This window comes from Velocimicrobium porci, assembly GCF_009696045.1.
GTDB lineage: Bacteria > Bacillota > Clostridia > Lachnospirales > Lachnospiraceae > Velocimicrobium > Velocimicrobium porci.
This window is the reverse complement of sequence record NZ_VUMT01000004.1, coordinates 24,691-41,274: the sequence shown is the minus strand read 5'-3', so window position 1 is coordinate 41,274 and position 16,584 is coordinate 24,691. Positions and strand designations below refer to the sequence as shown.

The following is a 16,584-nucleotide window of genomic DNA, read 5'->3' as shown; positions in this document are numbered from 1 at the left end:
GTTGTGTATTCTGACTTTTTTGCAAAATGTGTCTTGTATTTTTAGCGAAAAATGTCTATAATATACTATAGCTATATTGTGGAGGAAAAATTTATGATTGGATCAGGTGCATATAATTATATTAATGTATTAGACCGTGCGGCGGATGCAGGGTGGCTTCGTAATGAGGCGATTTCTAATAATATCGCAAATAAAGATACTCCAAATTATAAACGTAAGGATGTAAATTTTGAATCTTATTTGATGAGTGCGTTAACTGGAGATGGTTCATTGGATGAAAACGTAGCAAACTTGGATCTGAGTACGATAAATGGAACTACATATACAGAATATTCGAATTTAAGTTATCGTTATGATGGAAATAATGTGGATATTTCTACAGAAACTGCGGAGCTTGCAAAAAATCAAATACGTTATAATACATTAATTGATTCTATTAATCAGGAATTTTCAAGAATTAAAGCTGTTCTTACAAGATAATAAAAAGTTTGTTAAACAAGAAACCGAAAATAATAAGGAGGATTTACAATGTCAGTATTTGGCGCGATGAATGCGAGTGCAAGTGGTATGACGGCACAGACACTTAGGACGGACATAATTTCTCAAAATATTGCGAATGTTAATACTACAAGAGATGCTAATGGCAACGTATATAAAAGAAAAAATGTTGTTTTTGCTGAGAAAAGTGCATCTACATTTAGTCAGGCTTTTTCAGTTGCAAAAAGCAATCTGGCGAATGGAGTAAAGGTTACACAGATTGTTGAAGACAATTCGGATGGAAAGATGGTTTATGACCCAACTCATCCTGATGCGAATGAAGAAGGATACGTAACATATCCGAATGTGAATATTGTGTCAGAAATGACAGATTTGATTGACGCCAGCCGTGCCTACGAAGCTGATGTTACAGCTTTTAATGCAACAAAAGCAATGGCAATGAAAGCGTTGGAAATTAAATAGTTGAAATTATAGCAGGAGGAAACATATATGAGCACAATCTTATCGGCTGGAGGCGTTTTTGATGCAGGTCGTTATGTAGAGGCGACAAAGTCAGCAAATAAAACAAATCGTAATCAGGCATTTGAATCCCTATTTCAGTCAGCTCTATCTATGGTAAATGAAACAAATGAATTATCGAATCTGGCGGAAGAGGAAGAAATAAAATATTCTTTAGGTTTATCGGAGAATTACCATGATTTGCAGATTGCGCAGCAAAAAGCCAATACTTCATTGCAGTATACGGTAGCTGTTCGAAATGCAGTTTTAGATGCCTATAAAGAACTTATGAATCTTCAGTTCTAGAGGAAGAAAAATAAGAGGCAGAATAAAACCAGGTAGGAGAGTTGACCATGCAGGAACGAATAAAACAAATTCCTCAGAGATTTTTGGAATTTTGGAATAAGTATACAAACAAGCAAAAAACAATTATCATTTGCGTCATTGCAGCTATATTTTTTACAATTGTTTTGCTTACATATTTTTTTACGAGACCAAAGTATGATACAAAATTGGCATCGTTTGAAGATAATAAACAGGCGAGTGAATTAGTTAATTTATTGGATAGTAATGAAATAAAGTATAAACAGTCGAAAGACGGAATGACCATTTATGTTCAGGAAAAAGATTATACACCAAGTCTTAATCTGATGGCGGAAAATGACATTTTATCAGATGAGTGGAGTTGGGAGGATGCCTATAATAACTCCATGAGTACAACAGAAAAAGAAAAAGAGCAAAAACGTACTTTGGCAAAACAGACGACGTTACGTTCTTATATTATGAAATATGACGGTGTAAAAGATGCGACTGTTTATTTAAATCAGCCGGATACAAGTTATACGATTTTTGATGATGCCAAAGAAGCATCTGTTAGTATTATGCTTTCTTTGGAGAAGGAAATGACAGCGAAAGAAGCCCGCTCAATTGCAATGTGGGTAGCGAATGCCGTTGGTAACAAATCAACCGATAACATTGTAATTATGGATCAGGACCGAAATTTATTATTTGGTGGCGGTTCCGATGATGTTTTAGGCGGTGAAGTTAGCGATAAGGAAGATTATAAAGAAAAATTAAGAAATACAATAAGTGAGGATGTAAAATCCGTTTTATTAAACTACGGATTTGATTCTGCTACGATTGGTTCTTCCAATATTAAATTTGATTTTAATAAGGTAACAGAACGATATACAGAATATACGCCAACTGACGGTCAGGAGCAGGGGGTATATTCTCATAGTTATGAATATAAATCTCAGGGAAATACAACTTCAGGAGGCATACCGGGAACTGCTTCAAATGGGGATGATACGGATTATAATATTCAGACAGAAGGTGGAAGTGATTCTAAAGTAGAACAAAACAAATATGACTACCTTCCAAATGAACGTGTGACGAAAAGTGACTATGAAATCGGAGCTGTTAAGCCAGAAGAATCCTCTATTGCAGTAGTTGCTGTGCGATATAAAGTATACAATGAAGAAGATGTAGAGCGGCAGGGATTATTGGATGGAATTACATTTGAAGATTTCATTGATCAAAATAATAACCGGGTTGCGACAGATGATGATGTGAATCAGATTACAGATTTGATTTCACAGACAACAGGTATTGATGCAGCGAATATATCAGTTGTAACTTGGGAAGTTCCTATTTTTAATGCAAAAGAAACAGAACCATTTGATTTTACAAATTACTTGATGATTATTTTGGCGGTTCTAATTATTGCATTATTAATCTTCGTTGTATTCAAGGGAACAGCTCCGGTTGAAGTGACAGAGATGGAGCCGGAATTATCAGTAGAACAGCTTCTTGCTACAACAAAGGAAAACCAGTCCTTGGAGGATATTGAATTTAGTGATAAATCAGAGACTCGTAAGATGATTGAAAAATTTGTAGATGAAAATCCAGAAGCGGTTGCAAGCTTGTTGCGTAACTGGCTTCAAGAGGATTGGGGGTAAAATAAATGGCTAGTAATAATCATGATTTAAGTGGACTTCAAAAAGCAGCAGTTTTACTTATATCATTAGGACCGGAACGTTCAGCTACGATATTTAAGCATTTAAAAGAAGATGAAATTGAAGAATTGACATTAGAGATTGCTAATACAAGAAGTATTTCTCCCTCGGTTAAAGATCAGGTGTTAGACGAATTCTATGAAGTATGTCTGGCACAGCAATATATTGCTGAGGGCGGTGTAAATTATGCGAAAGAGCTTTTGGAGAAAGCACTTGGTGCGGAGAAAGCAAGAGATGTTATTGGAAAACTTACCGCTTCTCTTCAAGTGCGTCCATTTGAATTTATTCGTAAAACAGACGCAAGTCAGTTACTTAACTTTATTCAGGATGAACATCCACAGACAATTGCTTTGATTTTATCGTATTTGTCTTCTGGTCAGTCTGCACAGATTATTTCTGCACTTCCACCGGAAAAGCAGGCCGATGTTGCAAAACGTATTGCTATGATGGACCGTACTTCACCTGATGTGATTAAGGAAGTGGAAAAAGTATTGGAACAGAAATTATCTTCACTTGTTAACCAGGATTACACAATTGTTGGTGGTGTAGATTCTATCGTAGAAATTTTGAATACAGTTGATAGAGGAACTGAAAAACATATTATGGAAACTCTGGAAATTGAAGAGCCAGAATTGGCGGATGAAATTCGTAAGAAGATGTTCGTATTTGAAGATATTCTTTCACTGGATGACAAGTCAATTCAGAGAGTTCTTCGAGAAGTTGATAATAATGAGCTTGCAGTTGCTCTTAAAGGTTCCAATGAAGATGTACAAAACGTTATCTTTAATAACTTATCAAAACGTTTGGCTACAATGATTAAGGAAGATATGGAATTTATGGGACCGGTACGTTTGAAGGATGTTGAAGAAGCACAGCAGAAGATTGTTAATATTATTAGAAAATTAGAAGAGTCCGCTGAGATTGTTATCGCTAGAGGTGGAGGTGACGAGATTATTGTCTAGTAATATTGTAAAATGGAATTATATTCATTTTGACAATGAAGAAAAGCGTGTGATTGATTCAGACGAAAAAAAAGAGTTATTAACCAAAATTTTGGCTGTACCAAAAGGAGCAATTGATAGTGCATTTGGCAGACAAGAACAGTCTGAAGGCAAAATGATGGAACCAATTGAGCCGGCAGAAGATTTAGGCGATTCTGAGATGAATGAAACACTTCTGGAAGAAGTAGAACTCCTGAAAGAGGAAGCAAAAGAAATTCTTGAGAATGCCAAAAAAGAAGCAGAACAGTTAGTTGTTGCTGCCCAGGAGGAGGCTGCTTCGATTAAAGAGGCTGCATATCAGGTAGGAAAGGAAACTGGGTATGCAGATGGAATGAAGCAGAGTGAACATCAGCTGATAAAAGAGAGGGCAAAGCTGGAAGAGGAAAGACAAGCAGATAGGGAAGAATATGGACGCCTTCTTGAAGAAGCAGAACCGAAGTTTGTTGATGTCATGATTGGCTTAATTGAGAAAATTACAGGAGTTTTAATCGAAAGTAAAAAAGAAGTTATATTGCATCTTGTTCATAATGGAATTCAGCAAATCGGACGAAGCGAAAAATATAGTATTTATTGTTCTTCGGAAGATTATATGATGTTAGAAGAAGGAAAAGGAAGACTTTGCAGTGCAATTGGACGGGCAGATGGAATTGAAATTTTAGAAGACAGTTCCTTTAAGAAAAATCAATGCATCATTGAAACGGATAATAAGATTCTTGATTGTAGTCTGGATATTCAGCTCAAAAATTTAATTGAAACATTGAAATTATTAAATATTGAGAAATAGCAGAAAAAAATAGAATGGGAAAGCAGGTGATAAGTTGGACTCTTTAAATATTGATTTTTCAAAGTACCAGTCATTGATGGAAAAAAATTACGAAGAACGATTGGGAAAGGTAGTTAAAGTAGTTGGACTTACCATCGAATCAATCGGACCAAATGCAAAGTTAAATGACATGTGCAAAATTATTTCAGGTGAAAATAAAGAAGAGGTAATAGCGGAAGTAGTTGGTTTTCGTGATGATCGGGTTCTTTTGATGCCATATCAGGATGTGACAGGTGTTGGTCCGGGTAGCAGGGTGGAAAATACAGGGGCTCCGTTTAAGGTAAAAGTTGGAGAGGAACTATTAGGCAAGACGTTAGATGGCTTAGGAAATCCTATTGATGGTTCTGTTTTAAAATGTGAGAAATCTTATTCAGCAGAGGCAGAACCTCCAGACCCTCTAAAGCGTAAATTGATTGATGAAATCTTGCCTCTTGGGGTAAAAGCAGTTGATGGTTTACTGACAGTTGGTAAAGGACAGAGAATTGGTATCTTTGCAGGAAGTGGTGTAGGAAAAAGTACATTGCTTGGTATGTTTGCCAGAAATACAAAGGCTGATATTAATGTTATTGCACTAATTGGAGAGCGTGGAAGAGAGGTTCGGGAGTTTATTGAAAGAGATTTAGGTGAAGAGGGAATGCGTCGATCGGTTGTGGTTGTTGCAACCTCTGATAAACCGGCTCTTATTCGTAATAAAGCGGCTAAAACAGCAACGGCAATTGCAGAGTATTTTCGTGATCAAGGAAAAGATGTTTTATTGATGATGGATAATTTGACTCGTTTTTCCATGGCACAAAGAGAAATTGGTTTGGCTTCCGGTGAGCCACCTGTTTCAAGAGGATATCCGCCGAGTGTGTATGCTGAACTTCCAAAACTTTTGGAGCGTGCAGGAAATGCAGAACATGGTTCGATTACTGGATTATATAATGTATTAGTTGATGGGGATGATTTTAATGAACCAATTACGGACACGGCCAGAGGTATTTTAGATGGTCATATTATGTTATCAAGAAAGCTTGGTCATAAGAACCACTATCCGGCGATTGATGTATTACAGAGTATATCACGTGTTATGTCAGTAATTGCAGATGATAAGCATAAAAAAGCGGCAGGTACATTAAAGACAGTGTTAGCAACTTATACAGAAGCAGAAGATTTGATAAATATTGGAGCATATAAAAGTGGTTCTAATAAAAACATCGACTATGCGATTGAAAAGATTGATAGAGTTAATGATTTTCTTATGCAGGGTGTCAATGAAAAGTTTACGTTAGAAGAAGAGCTTACTCAATTAGAGAGTTTGTTTGAGGAAGAATAAAAGTATATGATACGAGGATGTTATGGCAAAGTTTGTGTATCGGATGGAAAATATTCTTTCCATTAAGTATAAGCTGGAGGAGCAGGCAAAAAATATTTTTGCGGAAGCGAAACATAAGCTTGATCTGGAGGAAGAAAAATTAGAAGCACTTTATAAAAGAAAAAATTTATATGAGAAAGAACTATCAGACCGGATTATTAATCAGTTAAATCTTTTAGAAATTAAACGACTGGAAGATTCGGTTGAGATTTTAAAATATAAGATTCGGATGCAGATGATTGCTGTGAATACAGCAAAAAATGAGGTTGAGCTTGCACGAATTAAATTAAATGAAGCCATGATTGAGCGAAAAACGCAAGAAAAGCTAAAAGAAAAGGCATTCGAAGAATTTAAAAAGGAATTGAATGACGAAGAGAGAAAAGAAGTAGATGAATTAGTAAGCTTCATGTATCGACAAACAAGTGAGGATCAGTAGTATGGCGAGAAAAAATAAAAAAAATAGAGAAGCAGATGAATTAGAAAATATAGAAGGAAAAGAAAAGGCAGGTAATAAAGTAGTATCTTTTCTAATTGCCTTGGTAATAGTCATTATTTGGCTTGCCGTGTTTGCATTACTAATTAAATTAGACGTGGGTGGATTTGGAAGCAAGGTGTTGACTCCTGTGCTAAAGGATGTGCCAATTGTTAATCGGATTCTTCCTAATTCACAGAATAAAGATGAGGAAGGAAATACTTATCGTACTTTAGATGAAGCTTTAGCAAGAATAAAAGAATTAGAGCTTCAATTAGATTCCATGGACAGTTCGGGAACGGCCAATTCGGATTATATTTCTGAATTAGAAGCAGAGAATTCTAGGTTAAAAGAATTTGAAGATAATCAAAAAGAATTTGAAAAGCGGGTAGCAGAGTTTGAAGAAAATGTTGTATTCAATGACAAAGCACCTGATATTGAGGAATATAAGGCATACTATGAGAGTATTGACCCTGATAATGCCGCTAAAATATATAAGCAGGTTGTAGAGCAGATACAAGCTGATCAAAGCTTAGTAGAACAGGGAGAACGTTATGCTAAGATGGAACCTGCCAATGCTGCACAGATTTTAGAGGTTATGACAGGAGATTTGGATTTGGTTTGTGGAATATTGAAAAATATGAAAACAGAACAAAGTGCAGCAATTATTGCAGAAATGTCACCAGAATATGCAGCAAAGGTTACAAAGAAAATGTCACTTATAAATGCGGAAGAGCAGGCAAAACTTTCGAACAATCAGTAAACTTTGCTATAGCATAGAGGCTGTTATGCCGAAATATTAAGAGAAAGGAGGAAAAATATATGATGACACCTAAAGTGGCAATCCCAGTTATTGAAACCGCAATGGCGGCGGTTGACCGGAAGGATATATCAAATGCTTCTGATGGTAAAAATAGTTTTGACATGCTTATGAATAGAAATATTCAGAAGAATAAAGAAATTTCAGGAACAGGGAAAGAAGCTTCTTCTAAGAAGACTGCTATTAATGAAAAGCAGGGGTTTTCCATTGGTAAAAAGGACAACTCTTTGCAAAAATCAGTTTCAACAGTCAATGGCAGTATTGAAACTTCGAAAAATACAGTGGATGGTTCAAATGAAAGTTTGTTAGAAATAGAAGAAGGAACTATTCCAGACGAAGTTATAGAAGCAATAAGTCAGTTAGAGCAAATGATTCTTATAAATGTAGCTAATGAGCTAGGTATAAGTCAGGAAGAACTGACAAGCCAATTGGAAGCAATAGGAATGACTGCCTTTGATTTGCTAGATACTGATAATTTAAAAGAATTTGTTTTGAATTTTAATGGATTTAATAATCCAGTTGATTTCTTAATGAATGAAGATTTAGCAAAGCAGTTAAATGATTTGGTTAATCTTTTAGAACAATTGCCAGAGAAAGAGATGAATTTGTCGAAACAAGAAGTATTTGAACTTTCATCATTAGCAGAGCAGTTACATCAGATACGCGAAGAGGTATCCGATGTGGAAAGTGAAGATTTTACTGATTTACAGTCAGATACGCAAGCTGGAATTTCAGATTCAGAAGCAACAGAAACAATTCCGGTTACTGTTACAAAGGAAAATACTACAGAGGAGAATAATTCTCAGGGTAATCAAAAGGAAAGAGCAATTTTGCCAGAGAAAAATGCGACTCCACTTGATACGTTTGTACAAAATCTTTCTGTTCATCAGAATTCAGGCTTAGAGAATATGGAGCAGATATTTGAACAGACTCAGTTAATGAAAGATATTGTAAATCAGATAGTAGAGCAAATAAAAATAGCAATTAAGCCGGAATCTACAAGCATGGAATTGCAATTAAATCCAGAACATTTGGGAAAAATTAGCTTGACAGTTGTTGAAAAAAATGGTGAGATGACAGCAAGTTTTATTGCTCAAAATCACGCTGCAAAGGAAGCGATTGAAAGTCAGATTCAGACATTGAAGGACAATCTTAATAATCAAGGCTTAAAAGTAGAAGCTGTTGAGGTTACGGTATCTGAGTTTGGATTTAAACAGGATACACAGGCTGGAAATGGAACAGGCAGTCAGGATACTGGAAAGAGCAAAGACCGTAGTAACCGCAGGAAAATTGATTTAAGCATTTTAGACGAGAACCAAGAGGAAGCAACAGAAGAAGAATTACTTGCTGCCAGAGTATTAAAGGATAATGGCGGAAGTATTGATTACACTGCTTAATATAATTTAAGAAAGGAGTGGTTCCATGGCTGATTTGGTAGCTCCGGTTAAAAATGGAGAAGTAGAACAGACAAAATCTGCAACAACAACGACCAAAAAGTCGAATGGCGAATTAGGAAAAGACCAATTTTTGCAGTTACTAGTTGCACAGATGAAATATCAGGATCCATTAAATCCGGCAAGTGATACGGAATTTGTATCTCAGTTGGCACAATTTTCATCATTAGAGCAAATGCAGAACTTGAATCAGACGACAATGAATACGCAAGCCTTTTCTTTAGTAGGAAAAGAAGTTATTATGAATGTTAAAGATTCCAATGGCAATCAAAAGTTGATTCAGGGATCTGTAGATTATGTAACAGTTAATGGAAGTAAAACATTCTTATCTATTGATAACAATTTATATTCAATTGATGATTTGTATACAGTAATTGATAGCAGCTATATTGTTTCCAAAAAACTTCCAAGTGTTCCGGCGGCATCATTAAAATATGATCATCAGGAAGCGGAGGACGTATTAATTAATATGTCACTTGGTGAAGACGACTACAAAGCATCCATGGTTGCAGTTGTTATTAATGGTAAGGTTATTGATTCAAAATATTTGAGTTATGAGAAAAATAAGGATGACGAGTCAGGTAACAAGATTATTCTGAAAATTGACAAAAAAGCATTTTCAAATCTAGAAGCAGGAAATTACAATATTGCATTTGTGTTTAATGATCCATATCAGACTGCGATAGGAGATAAGGTTACAATTAGTATTACTGGTAATAAGCCAGAAAAATCTGAAGGTGAAGATTCCAAACAGGAGGAATCAGGGGAGACAGATAAAAGCTGAATAAATGAAAAGCAGGGAAGCAATTGACGTGTATTGATTTAGAAGGTGGATGATATGATGAATATTTCACAGAACAAATTCTCTTCTATTGAGCAGATGGCCGGGCAAGTTGTTAATATTCGACCAAAGTCGCAAAGTAGAACACAGTCAAGCAGTGGAAACAAGGAAGGTTCCTTCAGTGAGATATTAAAGAATAAACAGGCATCAGAAGGCCTAGGAGAGTTAAAGTTTTCAAAGCATGCGAATCAACGGCTGGCAAGCAGACATATTGATTTGACAAAGGCACAGCTTGAGAGGCTAGAGAATGGGACGAATAAAGCAAGAGAAAAAGGTATTAGGGAATCTCTTGTGATGGTAGATAATCTGGCATTTATTGTAAATATAAAAAATAATACCGTTGTAACAGCAGTAAATGACACAGAAGAGGGAGTATTTACCAATATTGATGGTGCAGTAATCAGTTAATCCGTGTAAGATGCTGGACCTTATGGAGGCATTTTCCTTTGAATGACAGAAAAGGAAGACATGGAATAGGTTTAAGGAGGTCATTTAATTATGATGAGATCATTGTTCTCTGGTGTATCCGGACTTAAAGTTCACCAGACAAAAATGGACGTTATTGGTAATAACATTGCAAACGTAAATACAGTTGGATTTAAATCCAGCAATGTAAATTTTTCTGATATTTTTTATCAAACAACCCAAGCAGCTACAGGACCAAATGCTGCAACCGGTGCTGCGGGTCAGAATGCAATGCAGATTGGTCTTGGTTCGAATTTAGCTTCGATTACAACAAGTATTACGACAACCGGTGGAGCGCAAAGAACAGACAATCCATTTGATGTTATGATTAGTGGAGATTCTTTCTTTATTGTAAATAGTGGTGGAACAAATTATTTTACAAAGAGCGGAGCGTTTAATGTGGATGCTGCCGGTACTTTATGTACATCTACAGGGGCAACCGTAATGGGATGGCAGGTAGATTCGAATGGAAATATTTTAAAATCACAAGTATCTGCTTTAAAAGTAATGTCAGCAGAAAATTTGTATGCAAATCCGGAGCTTACAACAAAGGCTACGATTACAGGTAACATTGATTCTATGGATAGTCAGCTGACTGACGGAAAAGGTGTACCGGTTCAGGTAAGTTTTTATGATAATCTTGGTAACAGTTATACTGCAAAAATTGCAATTAAGGCAGCCAGTTCTGCAGACGCAAAAGCAGGTAACTATACAGTGACGTTAACAGATATTGTGAATGCAAAAGATGAATCTATATTCTATGCAGTAGGTGCAGATGGTAAAAAAACAGCTGTAGCTGGTACATCAGTTACTTTCGGAGGGCTTACTTACACTTATGATGCGACAACAGATAGTTTAAAGACTACAGGTACAGCGGAGAATGCTTTAAAATTTAATCCTTCCAATGGTACATTTTCTTATGTTGGAAAAGCACCGGCACAGGGTGCTAAAGGTGCAACTGCAATGAATTTAAAAATTACAACTACAAATAATGAGTTTTTACCAACAGGTGTAGCTGCAAACGCATATAATGGAATTGCAATCGGAATGTCTTCTTTAACACAGTTTGCCACAAGTGGAACGTCTTCTGTGACATCCACAAAAGGTGACAAAAATAATAATAATGAAGGTGCCGGACTTCCGGTAGGTAATATGACAGGTGTTAAGATTGATACAGCCGGAAAGATTTATGGTACATATGACAATGGTACGGAAAAACTATTGGGACAGATTGCAGTAACAAGTTTTGCTAATCCATCTGGTTTGGAATCAGTTGGTAACAGCATGTTTGCACAAACACAAAACTCAGGTGAGTTTGATGGTATTGGTGAGGATATTACAACAGGTGGCGGCAAATTATCAACAGGTGTTTTAGAAATGTCTAATGTTGACTTATCAAGTGAATTTACACAAATGATTACAACTCAGAGAGGTTTTCAGGCAAACTCAAGAATTATTACAACATCAGATACTTTATTAGAAGAATTGATTAATTTGAAACGTTAATTCATAGTTAGAGCGGACAGTAGGAACGAAATAATTTTTCGTCGTCTGCTGTTTGCTCTTCCTTTATTCTTTTTCAGAGGATATTCAGAGTTTATGGAAAAAAGATAAAAATATGTAGAAAAAAGAAAATTTTTTATGGGACTTATTGAAAAAGTGAATTATTTTAGATATAATAGGAAAATAGAGAGGTACATATGATTGAAGTAACGAAAATGAATGATTCGAAAATAACAGTAAACGCTGAGTTGATAGAGATTGTGGAAGAAACTCCAGATACTGTTATCACTTTAACTTCTGGCAAGAAAATAATAGTGAAGGAAAGCAGGAAGGAAATTCGTGATAAAGTTATCAGATATCGGAGAGAGATTTCATTTGTAGAATTAGAAAAATAAAGTTAGGTAGGTGGAGATTTTGGATATAGCATCTTTGTTAGGATTGGTAATATGCTTTGGCTTGATGATTTTTGGTATGGTATTTGGTAAATCGTTTTCTGTAATTATGGATTTTCTCCATGTTCCATCCATGCTTATTACATTTGGTGGTACGTTAGCCTGTATGTTAACCCAGGCCCATGGAATACCGGGATTTATTAATTCATTAAAATCAATTGGAATGATTATGAAAACACAGAATTTTAATGAGGGAGAAACAATTAATAATATAATTAATTTATCAAATGTTGCCAGAAAAGAAGGATTATTGGCACTAGAAGAAGCGGCAAATGGAATTGAAGATGAATTTTTAAAAAAAGGAATTTTATTAATTGTTGATGGTACAGATCCAGAGCTGGTTAGAAGTATTTTGGAAACAGAATTGATTTGTATTGAAGAAAGACATGCAAGCAGTGCTGGATTTTGGGATCGTATGGCTGCAATGGGACCTGCCTGGGGTATGATTGGTACTCTGATTGGTCTGATTAACATGTTAAAGGAATTAGAGGATATGGCATCCGTAGGACCTAACATGTCAACCGCCTTAATTACAACATTCTATGGCTCATTGATTGCAAACTGGATTTGTACTCCGGTAGCAAATAAACTAAGAGATAACAGTGCTGCTGAGATCCGTATCAAGGAGGTTATGGTAGAAGGGCTGTTGTCTATTCAGGCAGGTGAAAACCCAAGAGTTATTGAGGAAAAACTGAAATCATTCTTAGCTCCTTCGAATAGAGATAGCGTTGGAGAAGGAAATGAAGGAGGCGGTGAGGCATAATGGCAAGACGAAAGAAACAAAGTGATGGCGGTGGAGGAGGTTCACCGGCGTGGATGGCAACTTTTTCTGATTTAATGAACTTGTTGTTGTGTTTCTTCGTATTACTATTCGCGTTTTCAAGTGTTGATGCAGAAGCTTTTGCTGAGATAGCAGCATCTTTTAATAGTAATTTTAGTATTTTTGATGGTGGTGCACAGGCAATTGGGGATGGTAAACTGATTTCACAAGGTATTAGCCAATTGGATAATTTAAGCGAATACTATAATGAGATGGGACAACAGGCTGATAGTGAGAAGTCAGAAGAAAATGATGTAGAAACAAAATATCGTGAAAAAGTAGCAGAAGAGCAAAAGAAAGCGACAGAAACTTTGTATGAAGAAGTGGTAGAAGCTACGGAAAAGAAAAAGGTTGCAGATACAGTTGAAGTGAATATGGATGACAACAACCAATATGTAAGGATTCGCTTAAGCGGAGCCATTCTTTTTGATACCGGTACGGATGAAGTAAAAAAAGAAGCTTTGGCTGTATTAGATAAAATAGGTGATATATTAAAGGTTTATGATAAACACTTAATTATTGTAGAAGGGCATACAGATAATGTTCCAATTAGCAATTCTAAATATGGAAGTAATATGTGGCTGTCTACGGCGAGAGCAACAAGAGTATTTGAATACTTAACAGAGAAAAAAGGCTTAGATCCTAAGACTTTGGAGGCTTCTGGAAGAGGAGAATATGAGCCGATTGCAAAAAATGATACTCCGGAAGGCCGGGCAAAAAATAGGCGTGTAGAAATTAAGATTTATACCGATGTGGATTGATGCACGTATTGATTAGGAGAGAAGAGAATGAAGAAAAATATCTTAACAATAATTATTCTGGCATTGACATTGATGAATACGATAATGACCGCACTTGTAGTGTTTGTGGTTGTTCCTACTTCACAGCGGACAGATAAGCTTATTTCTCAGGTGGCTTCTGTTATTGATTTGGAACTATCTGGTGATTCTGCCCCTAAGGTAGATGTTGAAAATATTGAGTACTATAAAATCGAGGAAGCAAAGACTACTAATTTGAAAGATAGTGGTGATGGTCAGGACCATTATGGTAAAATGGATTATGTTTCTTTATCCATTAATAAAACTTCTGAAGATTATAAAAAATTAAGCGGTATTTTATCGGAACAAAATAGTGCTATTATGGATGTTGTTGATACAGTAATATCTGGATATACAATTAAAGATACACAAGATAAGGAAAAACTGAAAAATGATTTAGTAGACAGATTGAATGAATACTTTGGTTCTTCGGACTTTATTGTAGGTGTATCTTTAGGAAACATTGTATTTCAATAATTGTAACTACTAACCTTTGTATTATAAGCAGAAATTATGCTATATATTGTAATTTACTGCTTTATATTGTGGAAAGTTTATGTTAAAATGAATATAGTATTATACATAAGTCGATTGAGAGGTGAGAGGTAATGGGCGATGTCTTATCGCAAAATGAGATTGACAATCTGCTTGCTGCATTGAATAGTGGAGATTTAGATGTTGAAGAGATGAAGGATGCAGGTGAGAAGCAAGTAAAGAATTATGACTTCGCCAGACCTTCCAAGTTTTCGAAAGAGCATTTAAGGACACTGGAGATTATTTTTGAGCACTATGCGAGGTTGTTATCAACTCATCTTCCAGGATATTTGAGAAAAAATGTACAGGTTGATGTAATGAATTCAGAGGCAATTACATATTCTGAGTTTTCTAATGCCCTGTCTAATCCTGTGTTATTGGGAATTGTTAATTTTGCCCCCTTAGAGGGTAATATTGTAATTGAATTATCAGAGAATATAGGTTATACTATCGTTGACCGTATGCTGGGAGGCGGTGGCTCACCACTTGAGAAATCGAGAGATTTTACAGAGATTGAGTTAATTATATTGGAGAGAATTTTGAACACATGTATTAATTTAATGGTTGAGCCATGGCTAAGTGTTGCAGAGATTTCTCCACGTTTGGAGCGAATAGAGACAAATAATCAGTTCGCACAGATTATTTCGCCAAGCGAGATGACAGCAATTGTTACAATGAATGTAAAAGTTGGTACAGTTGAAGGTCTGATGAACATATGTATACCATATATGTGTGTAGAGCCTGTTATAGACAAATTAAATACAAAATATTGGTATTCGACAATGCAGGTTAAAGATGATGGAATCTATCGTGAAACAATTGAATCTATCATTAATAAAGCAAAGGTACCAATTCGTGCAATATTAGGAAAAAGTGTTATTTCCGTAAATGATTTTATGAATTTACAACCTGGAGATATTATTCGTCTTGATACAAAGATAGACGATGAACTAGAGGTATATGTTGGAAATATTAATAAGTTTACTGCATTACCGGGAGCAGCTTCCGATACTTACGCAGTTAGAATTACATCAGTCATAAGGGAGGAGTCATAGACTATGGATGGTATGTTATCCCAAGAAGAAATAAATGCCTTATTAAATGGCACAGCTGGGGGAGAAGATACTGCTGCTACATCAGCATCAGATTCTTTAACAGTAGAAGAAAGAGATGCAGTTGGAGAAATCTCCAATATATGTATGGGCACAGCAGCAACAACATTATCTACTCTTCTCAATAATAAAGTTGTAATTACAACACCAGCGGTATCAAATACGACATTAGAGGAATTATCTAATAATTATGATCGACCATGTGTATTCGTACAGATTTCTTATATAGAAGGTCTTGACGGCAGTAATATTTTAATTTTAAAAGAAAGTGATGTTAAAATTATTACAGATTTAATGATGGGGGGAGATGGAACGAATTTAGCAGATGAATTATCAGAGCTTCATCTTAGTGCAATTAGTGAAGCGATGAATCAGATGATGGGATCTGCTTCTACCTCTCTTTCTTCCATGTTAAATAAGAAAGTAGATATAAGTCCACCGGTGGCAAGTCTTATTGACTTGAATGATACAATTGATGAAGCTACTTTAAATAATTTTTTAAGTGGTGAATTTATACAGGTATCGTTTAGAATGGAGATTGGCGATTTAATTGACAGCCAAATTATGCAGCTGTATCCTTTGGATTTTGCTAAGGATTTATATAAGAAATTTTCTGGTGCAGGAGATACAGTTTCAGAAGAGGCAGCGCCTCAATCTGCTCCGACACCTACACCGGCAGAGGCACCAGTGCAACAGCCAGTGCAGAATATGGCAGGAACAATGCAACAACCAATAATGGGTCAACCTGTAATGATGCAACAGCCAATGATGCAACAGGGAATGCCAATGCAGGATGTAAATGTGCAACCAGCTCAGTTCCAACCTTTTACAGCAGCGATAAATCCATTAACGCAACAAGAAAACATTGACCTGATTATGGATGTTCCATTAGAGGTAACAGTGGAATTAGGAAGAACAAATAAGTCCATTAAAGAAATTTTGGATTTTTCACCAGGCACAATTATTGAACTTAATAAACTTGCCGGAGAACCAATTGATGTATTGGTAAACGGAAAGTTTGTTGCTAAGGGTGAAGTTGTTGTAATTGAAGAAAGTTTTGGAATTCGAGTTACTGAAATAGTAAGATAAAGTATTAAAGTG

At 35.8% G+C, this 16,584-nt stretch carries 19 protein-coding genes; all 19 read left to right on the top strand.

Annotated elements, in window-relative coordinates:
- The first annotated feature begins 93 nt into the window (after positions 1–93).
- The 19 genes from flgB to fliY all read left to right on the top strand — a co-directional run bounded on the left by flgB (position 94) and on the right by fliY (position 16,572).
- Positions 94–480, top strand: a complete 387-nt coding sequence (gene flgB, locus FYJ58_RS03900) for a flagellar basal body rod protein FlgB (protein ID WP_154517520.1) — start codon at positions 94–96, stop codon at positions 478–480.
- 48 nt (positions 481–528) lie between these two features.
- Entirely contained in the window at positions 529–960 is a 432-nt protein-coding gene (gene flgC / locus FYJ58_RS03895) for a flagellar basal body rod protein FlgC (protein WP_154517517.1), read from the top strand.
- A gap of 27 nt (positions 961–987) precedes the next feature.
- Complete coding sequence (fliE, locus tag FYJ58_RS03890; RefSeq protein ID WP_154517515.1) at positions 988–1,302, top strand: flagellar hook-basal body complex protein FliE; 315 nt, start codon at positions 988–990, stop codon at positions 1,300–1,302.
- Positions 1,303–1,349: 47 nt separating this feature from the next.
- Positions 1,350–2,957 (top strand): flagellar M-ring protein FliF C-terminal domain-containing protein, encoded by a 1,608-nt coding sequence (locus FYJ58_RS03885; RefSeq protein ID WP_154517512.1) that lies wholly within the window; start codon positions 1,350–1,352, stop codon positions 2,955–2,957.
- Positions 2,958–2,962: 5 nt separating this feature from the next.
- Positions 2,963–3,976, top strand: a complete 1,014-nt coding sequence (gene fliG / locus FYJ58_RS03880; protein WP_154517509.1) for a flagellar motor switch protein FliG — start codon at positions 2,963–2,965, stop codon at positions 3,974–3,976.
- Complete coding sequence (locus FYJ58_RS15130) at positions 3,957–4,799, top strand: FliH/SctL family protein (protein ID WP_154517507.1); 843 nt, start codon at positions 3,957–3,959, stop codon at positions 4,797–4,799. Before fliG ends, FYJ58_RS15130 begins: the two co-directional genes overlap by 20 nt.
- Before the next feature lie 76 nt (positions 4,800–4,875).
- The gene (gene fliI / locus FYJ58_RS03870; RefSeq protein WP_154517841.1) at positions 4,876–6,153 is read left to right on the top strand and encodes a flagellar protein export ATPase FliI; all 1,278 of its coding nucleotides are present in this window, start codon (positions 4,876–4,878) and stop codon (positions 6,151–6,153) included.
- A gap of 22 nt (positions 6,154–6,175) precedes the next feature.
- Positions 6,176–6,628, top strand: coding sequence for a flagellar export protein FliJ (fliJ, locus tag FYJ58_RS03865; RefSeq protein ID WP_154517504.1), 453 nt, complete (start codon positions 6,176–6,178; stop codon positions 6,626–6,628).
- Position 6,629: 1 nt separating this feature from the next.
- Positions 6,630–7,427 carry a MotE family protein gene (locus FYJ58_RS03860; RefSeq protein WP_154517501.1) on the top strand — a complete coding sequence of 266 codons (798 nt, stop codon included), beginning with the start codon at positions 6,630–6,632 and terminating at the stop codon, positions 7,425–7,427.
- Positions 7,428–7,486: 59 nt separating this feature from the next.
- Complete coding sequence (locus tag FYJ58_RS03855; RefSeq protein ID WP_154517498.1) at positions 7,487–8,881, top strand: flagellar hook-length control protein FliK; 1,395 nt, start codon at positions 7,487–7,489, stop codon at positions 8,879–8,881.
- Positions 8,882–8,906: 25 nt separating this feature from the next.
- Positions 8,907–9,722, top strand: a complete 816-nt coding sequence (locus FYJ58_RS03850; protein WP_154517495.1) for a flagellar hook capping FlgD N-terminal domain-containing protein — start codon at positions 8,907–8,909, stop codon at positions 9,720–9,722.
- Positions 9,723–9,776: 54 nt separating this feature from the next.
- Positions 9,777–10,187 carry a TIGR02530 family flagellar biosynthesis protein gene (locus tag FYJ58_RS03845; protein ID WP_328597795.1) on the top strand — a complete coding sequence of 137 codons (411 nt, stop codon included), beginning with the start codon at positions 9,777–9,779 and terminating at the stop codon, positions 10,185–10,187.
- Positions 10,188–10,277: 90 nt separating this feature from the next.
- The gene (locus FYJ58_RS03840) at positions 10,278–11,750 is read left to right on the top strand and encodes a flagellar hook protein FlgE (RefSeq protein WP_154517492.1); all 1,473 of its coding nucleotides are present in this window, start codon (positions 10,278–10,280) and stop codon (positions 11,748–11,750) included.
- A 194-nt stretch (positions 11,751–11,944) separates the two neighbouring features.
- Complete coding sequence (locus FYJ58_RS03835; RefSeq protein WP_154517490.1) at positions 11,945–12,142, top strand: flagellar FlbD family protein; 198 nt, start codon at positions 11,945–11,947, stop codon at positions 12,140–12,142.
- Positions 12,143–12,161: 19 nt separating this feature from the next.
- Positions 12,162–12,962, top strand: coding sequence for a motility protein A (locus tag FYJ58_RS03830; protein WP_154517488.1), 801 nt, complete (start codon positions 12,162–12,164; stop codon positions 12,960–12,962).
- Entirely contained in the window at positions 12,962–13,780 is an 819-nt protein-coding gene (locus FYJ58_RS03825) for an OmpA/MotB family protein (RefSeq protein ID WP_154517486.1), read from the top strand. Before FYJ58_RS03830 ends, FYJ58_RS03825 begins: the two co-directional genes overlap by 1 nt.
- Before the next feature lie 27 nt (positions 13,781–13,807).
- A complete protein-coding gene (locus FYJ58_RS03820) occupies positions 13,808–14,314 on the top strand; it encodes a flagellar basal body-associated FliL family protein (protein ID WP_154517484.1) in 507 nt (168 codons plus the stop codon).
- Positions 14,315–14,445: 131 nt separating this feature from the next.
- Positions 14,446–15,426 (top strand): flagellar motor switch protein FliM, encoded by a 981-nt coding sequence (fliM, locus tag FYJ58_RS03815; protein WP_154517482.1) that lies wholly within the window; start codon positions 14,446–14,448, stop codon positions 15,424–15,426.
- A gap of 3 nt (positions 15,427–15,429) precedes the next feature.
- Positions 15,430–16,572, top strand: a complete 1,143-nt coding sequence (gene fliY, locus FYJ58_RS03810; protein WP_154517480.1) for a flagellar motor switch phosphatase FliY — start codon at positions 15,430–15,432, stop codon at positions 16,570–16,572.
- Positions 16,573–16,584: the final 12 nt, after the last annotated feature.

Excerpts from the sequence above, each read along its gene's own strand:
- flgB (WP_154517520.1), top strand. The coding sequence starts at position 94 with ATGATTGGATCAGGTGCATATAATTATATTAATGTATTAGACCGTGCG.
- flgC (WP_154517517.1), top strand. The coding sequence starts at position 529 with ATGTCAGTATTTGGCGCGATGAATGCGAGTGCAAGTGGTATGACGGCA.
- fliE (WP_154517515.1), top strand. The coding sequence starts at position 988 with ATGAGCACAATCTTATCGGCTGGAGGCGTTTTTGATGCAGGTCGTTAT.
- FYJ58_RS03885 (WP_154517512.1), top strand. The coding sequence starts at position 1,350 with ATGCAGGAACGAATAAAACAAATTCCTCAGAGATTTTTGGAATTTTGG.
- fliG (WP_154517509.1), top strand. The coding sequence starts at position 2,963 with ATGGCTAGTAATAATCATGATTTAAGTGGACTTCAAAAAGCAGCAGTT.
- fliI (WP_154517841.1), top strand. The coding sequence starts at position 4,876 with ATGGAAAAAAATTACGAAGAACGATTGGGAAAGGTAGTTAAAGTAGTT.
- fliJ (WP_154517504.1), top strand. The coding sequence starts at position 6,176 with ATGGCAAAGTTTGTGTATCGGATGGAAAATATTCTTTCCATTAAGTAT.
- FYJ58_RS03860 (WP_154517501.1), top strand. The coding sequence starts at position 6,630 with ATGGCGAGAAAAAATAAAAAAAATAGAGAAGCAGATGAATTAGAAAAT.
- FYJ58_RS03855 (WP_154517498.1), top strand. The coding sequence starts at position 7,487 with ATGATGACACCTAAAGTGGCAATCCCAGTTATTGAAACCGCAATGGCG.
- FYJ58_RS03850 (WP_154517495.1), top strand. The coding sequence starts at position 8,907 with ATGGCTGATTTGGTAGCTCCGGTTAAAAATGGAGAAGTAGAACAGACA.
- FYJ58_RS03845 (WP_328597795.1), top strand. The coding sequence starts at position 9,777 with ATGATGAATATTTCACAGAACAAATTCTCTTCTATTGAGCAGATGGCC.
- FYJ58_RS03840 (WP_154517492.1), top strand. The coding sequence starts at position 10,278 with ATGATGAGATCATTGTTCTCTGGTGTATCCGGACTTAAAGTTCACCAG.
- FYJ58_RS03835 (WP_154517490.1), top strand. The coding sequence starts at position 11,945 with ATGATTGAAGTAACGAAAATGAATGATTCGAAAATAACAGTAAACGCT.
- FYJ58_RS03825 (WP_154517486.1), top strand. The coding sequence starts at position 12,962 with ATGGCAAGACGAAAGAAACAAAGTGATGGCGGTGGAGGAGGTTCACCG.
- FYJ58_RS03820 (WP_154517484.1), top strand. The coding sequence starts at position 13,808 with ATGAAGAAAAATATCTTAACAATAATTATTCTGGCATTGACATTGATG.
- fliM (WP_154517482.1), top strand. The coding sequence starts at position 14,446 with ATGGGCGATGTCTTATCGCAAAATGAGATTGACAATCTGCTTGCTGCA.
- fliY (WP_154517480.1), top strand. The coding sequence starts at position 15,430 with ATGGATGGTATGTTATCCCAAGAAGAAATAAATGCCTTATTAAATGGC.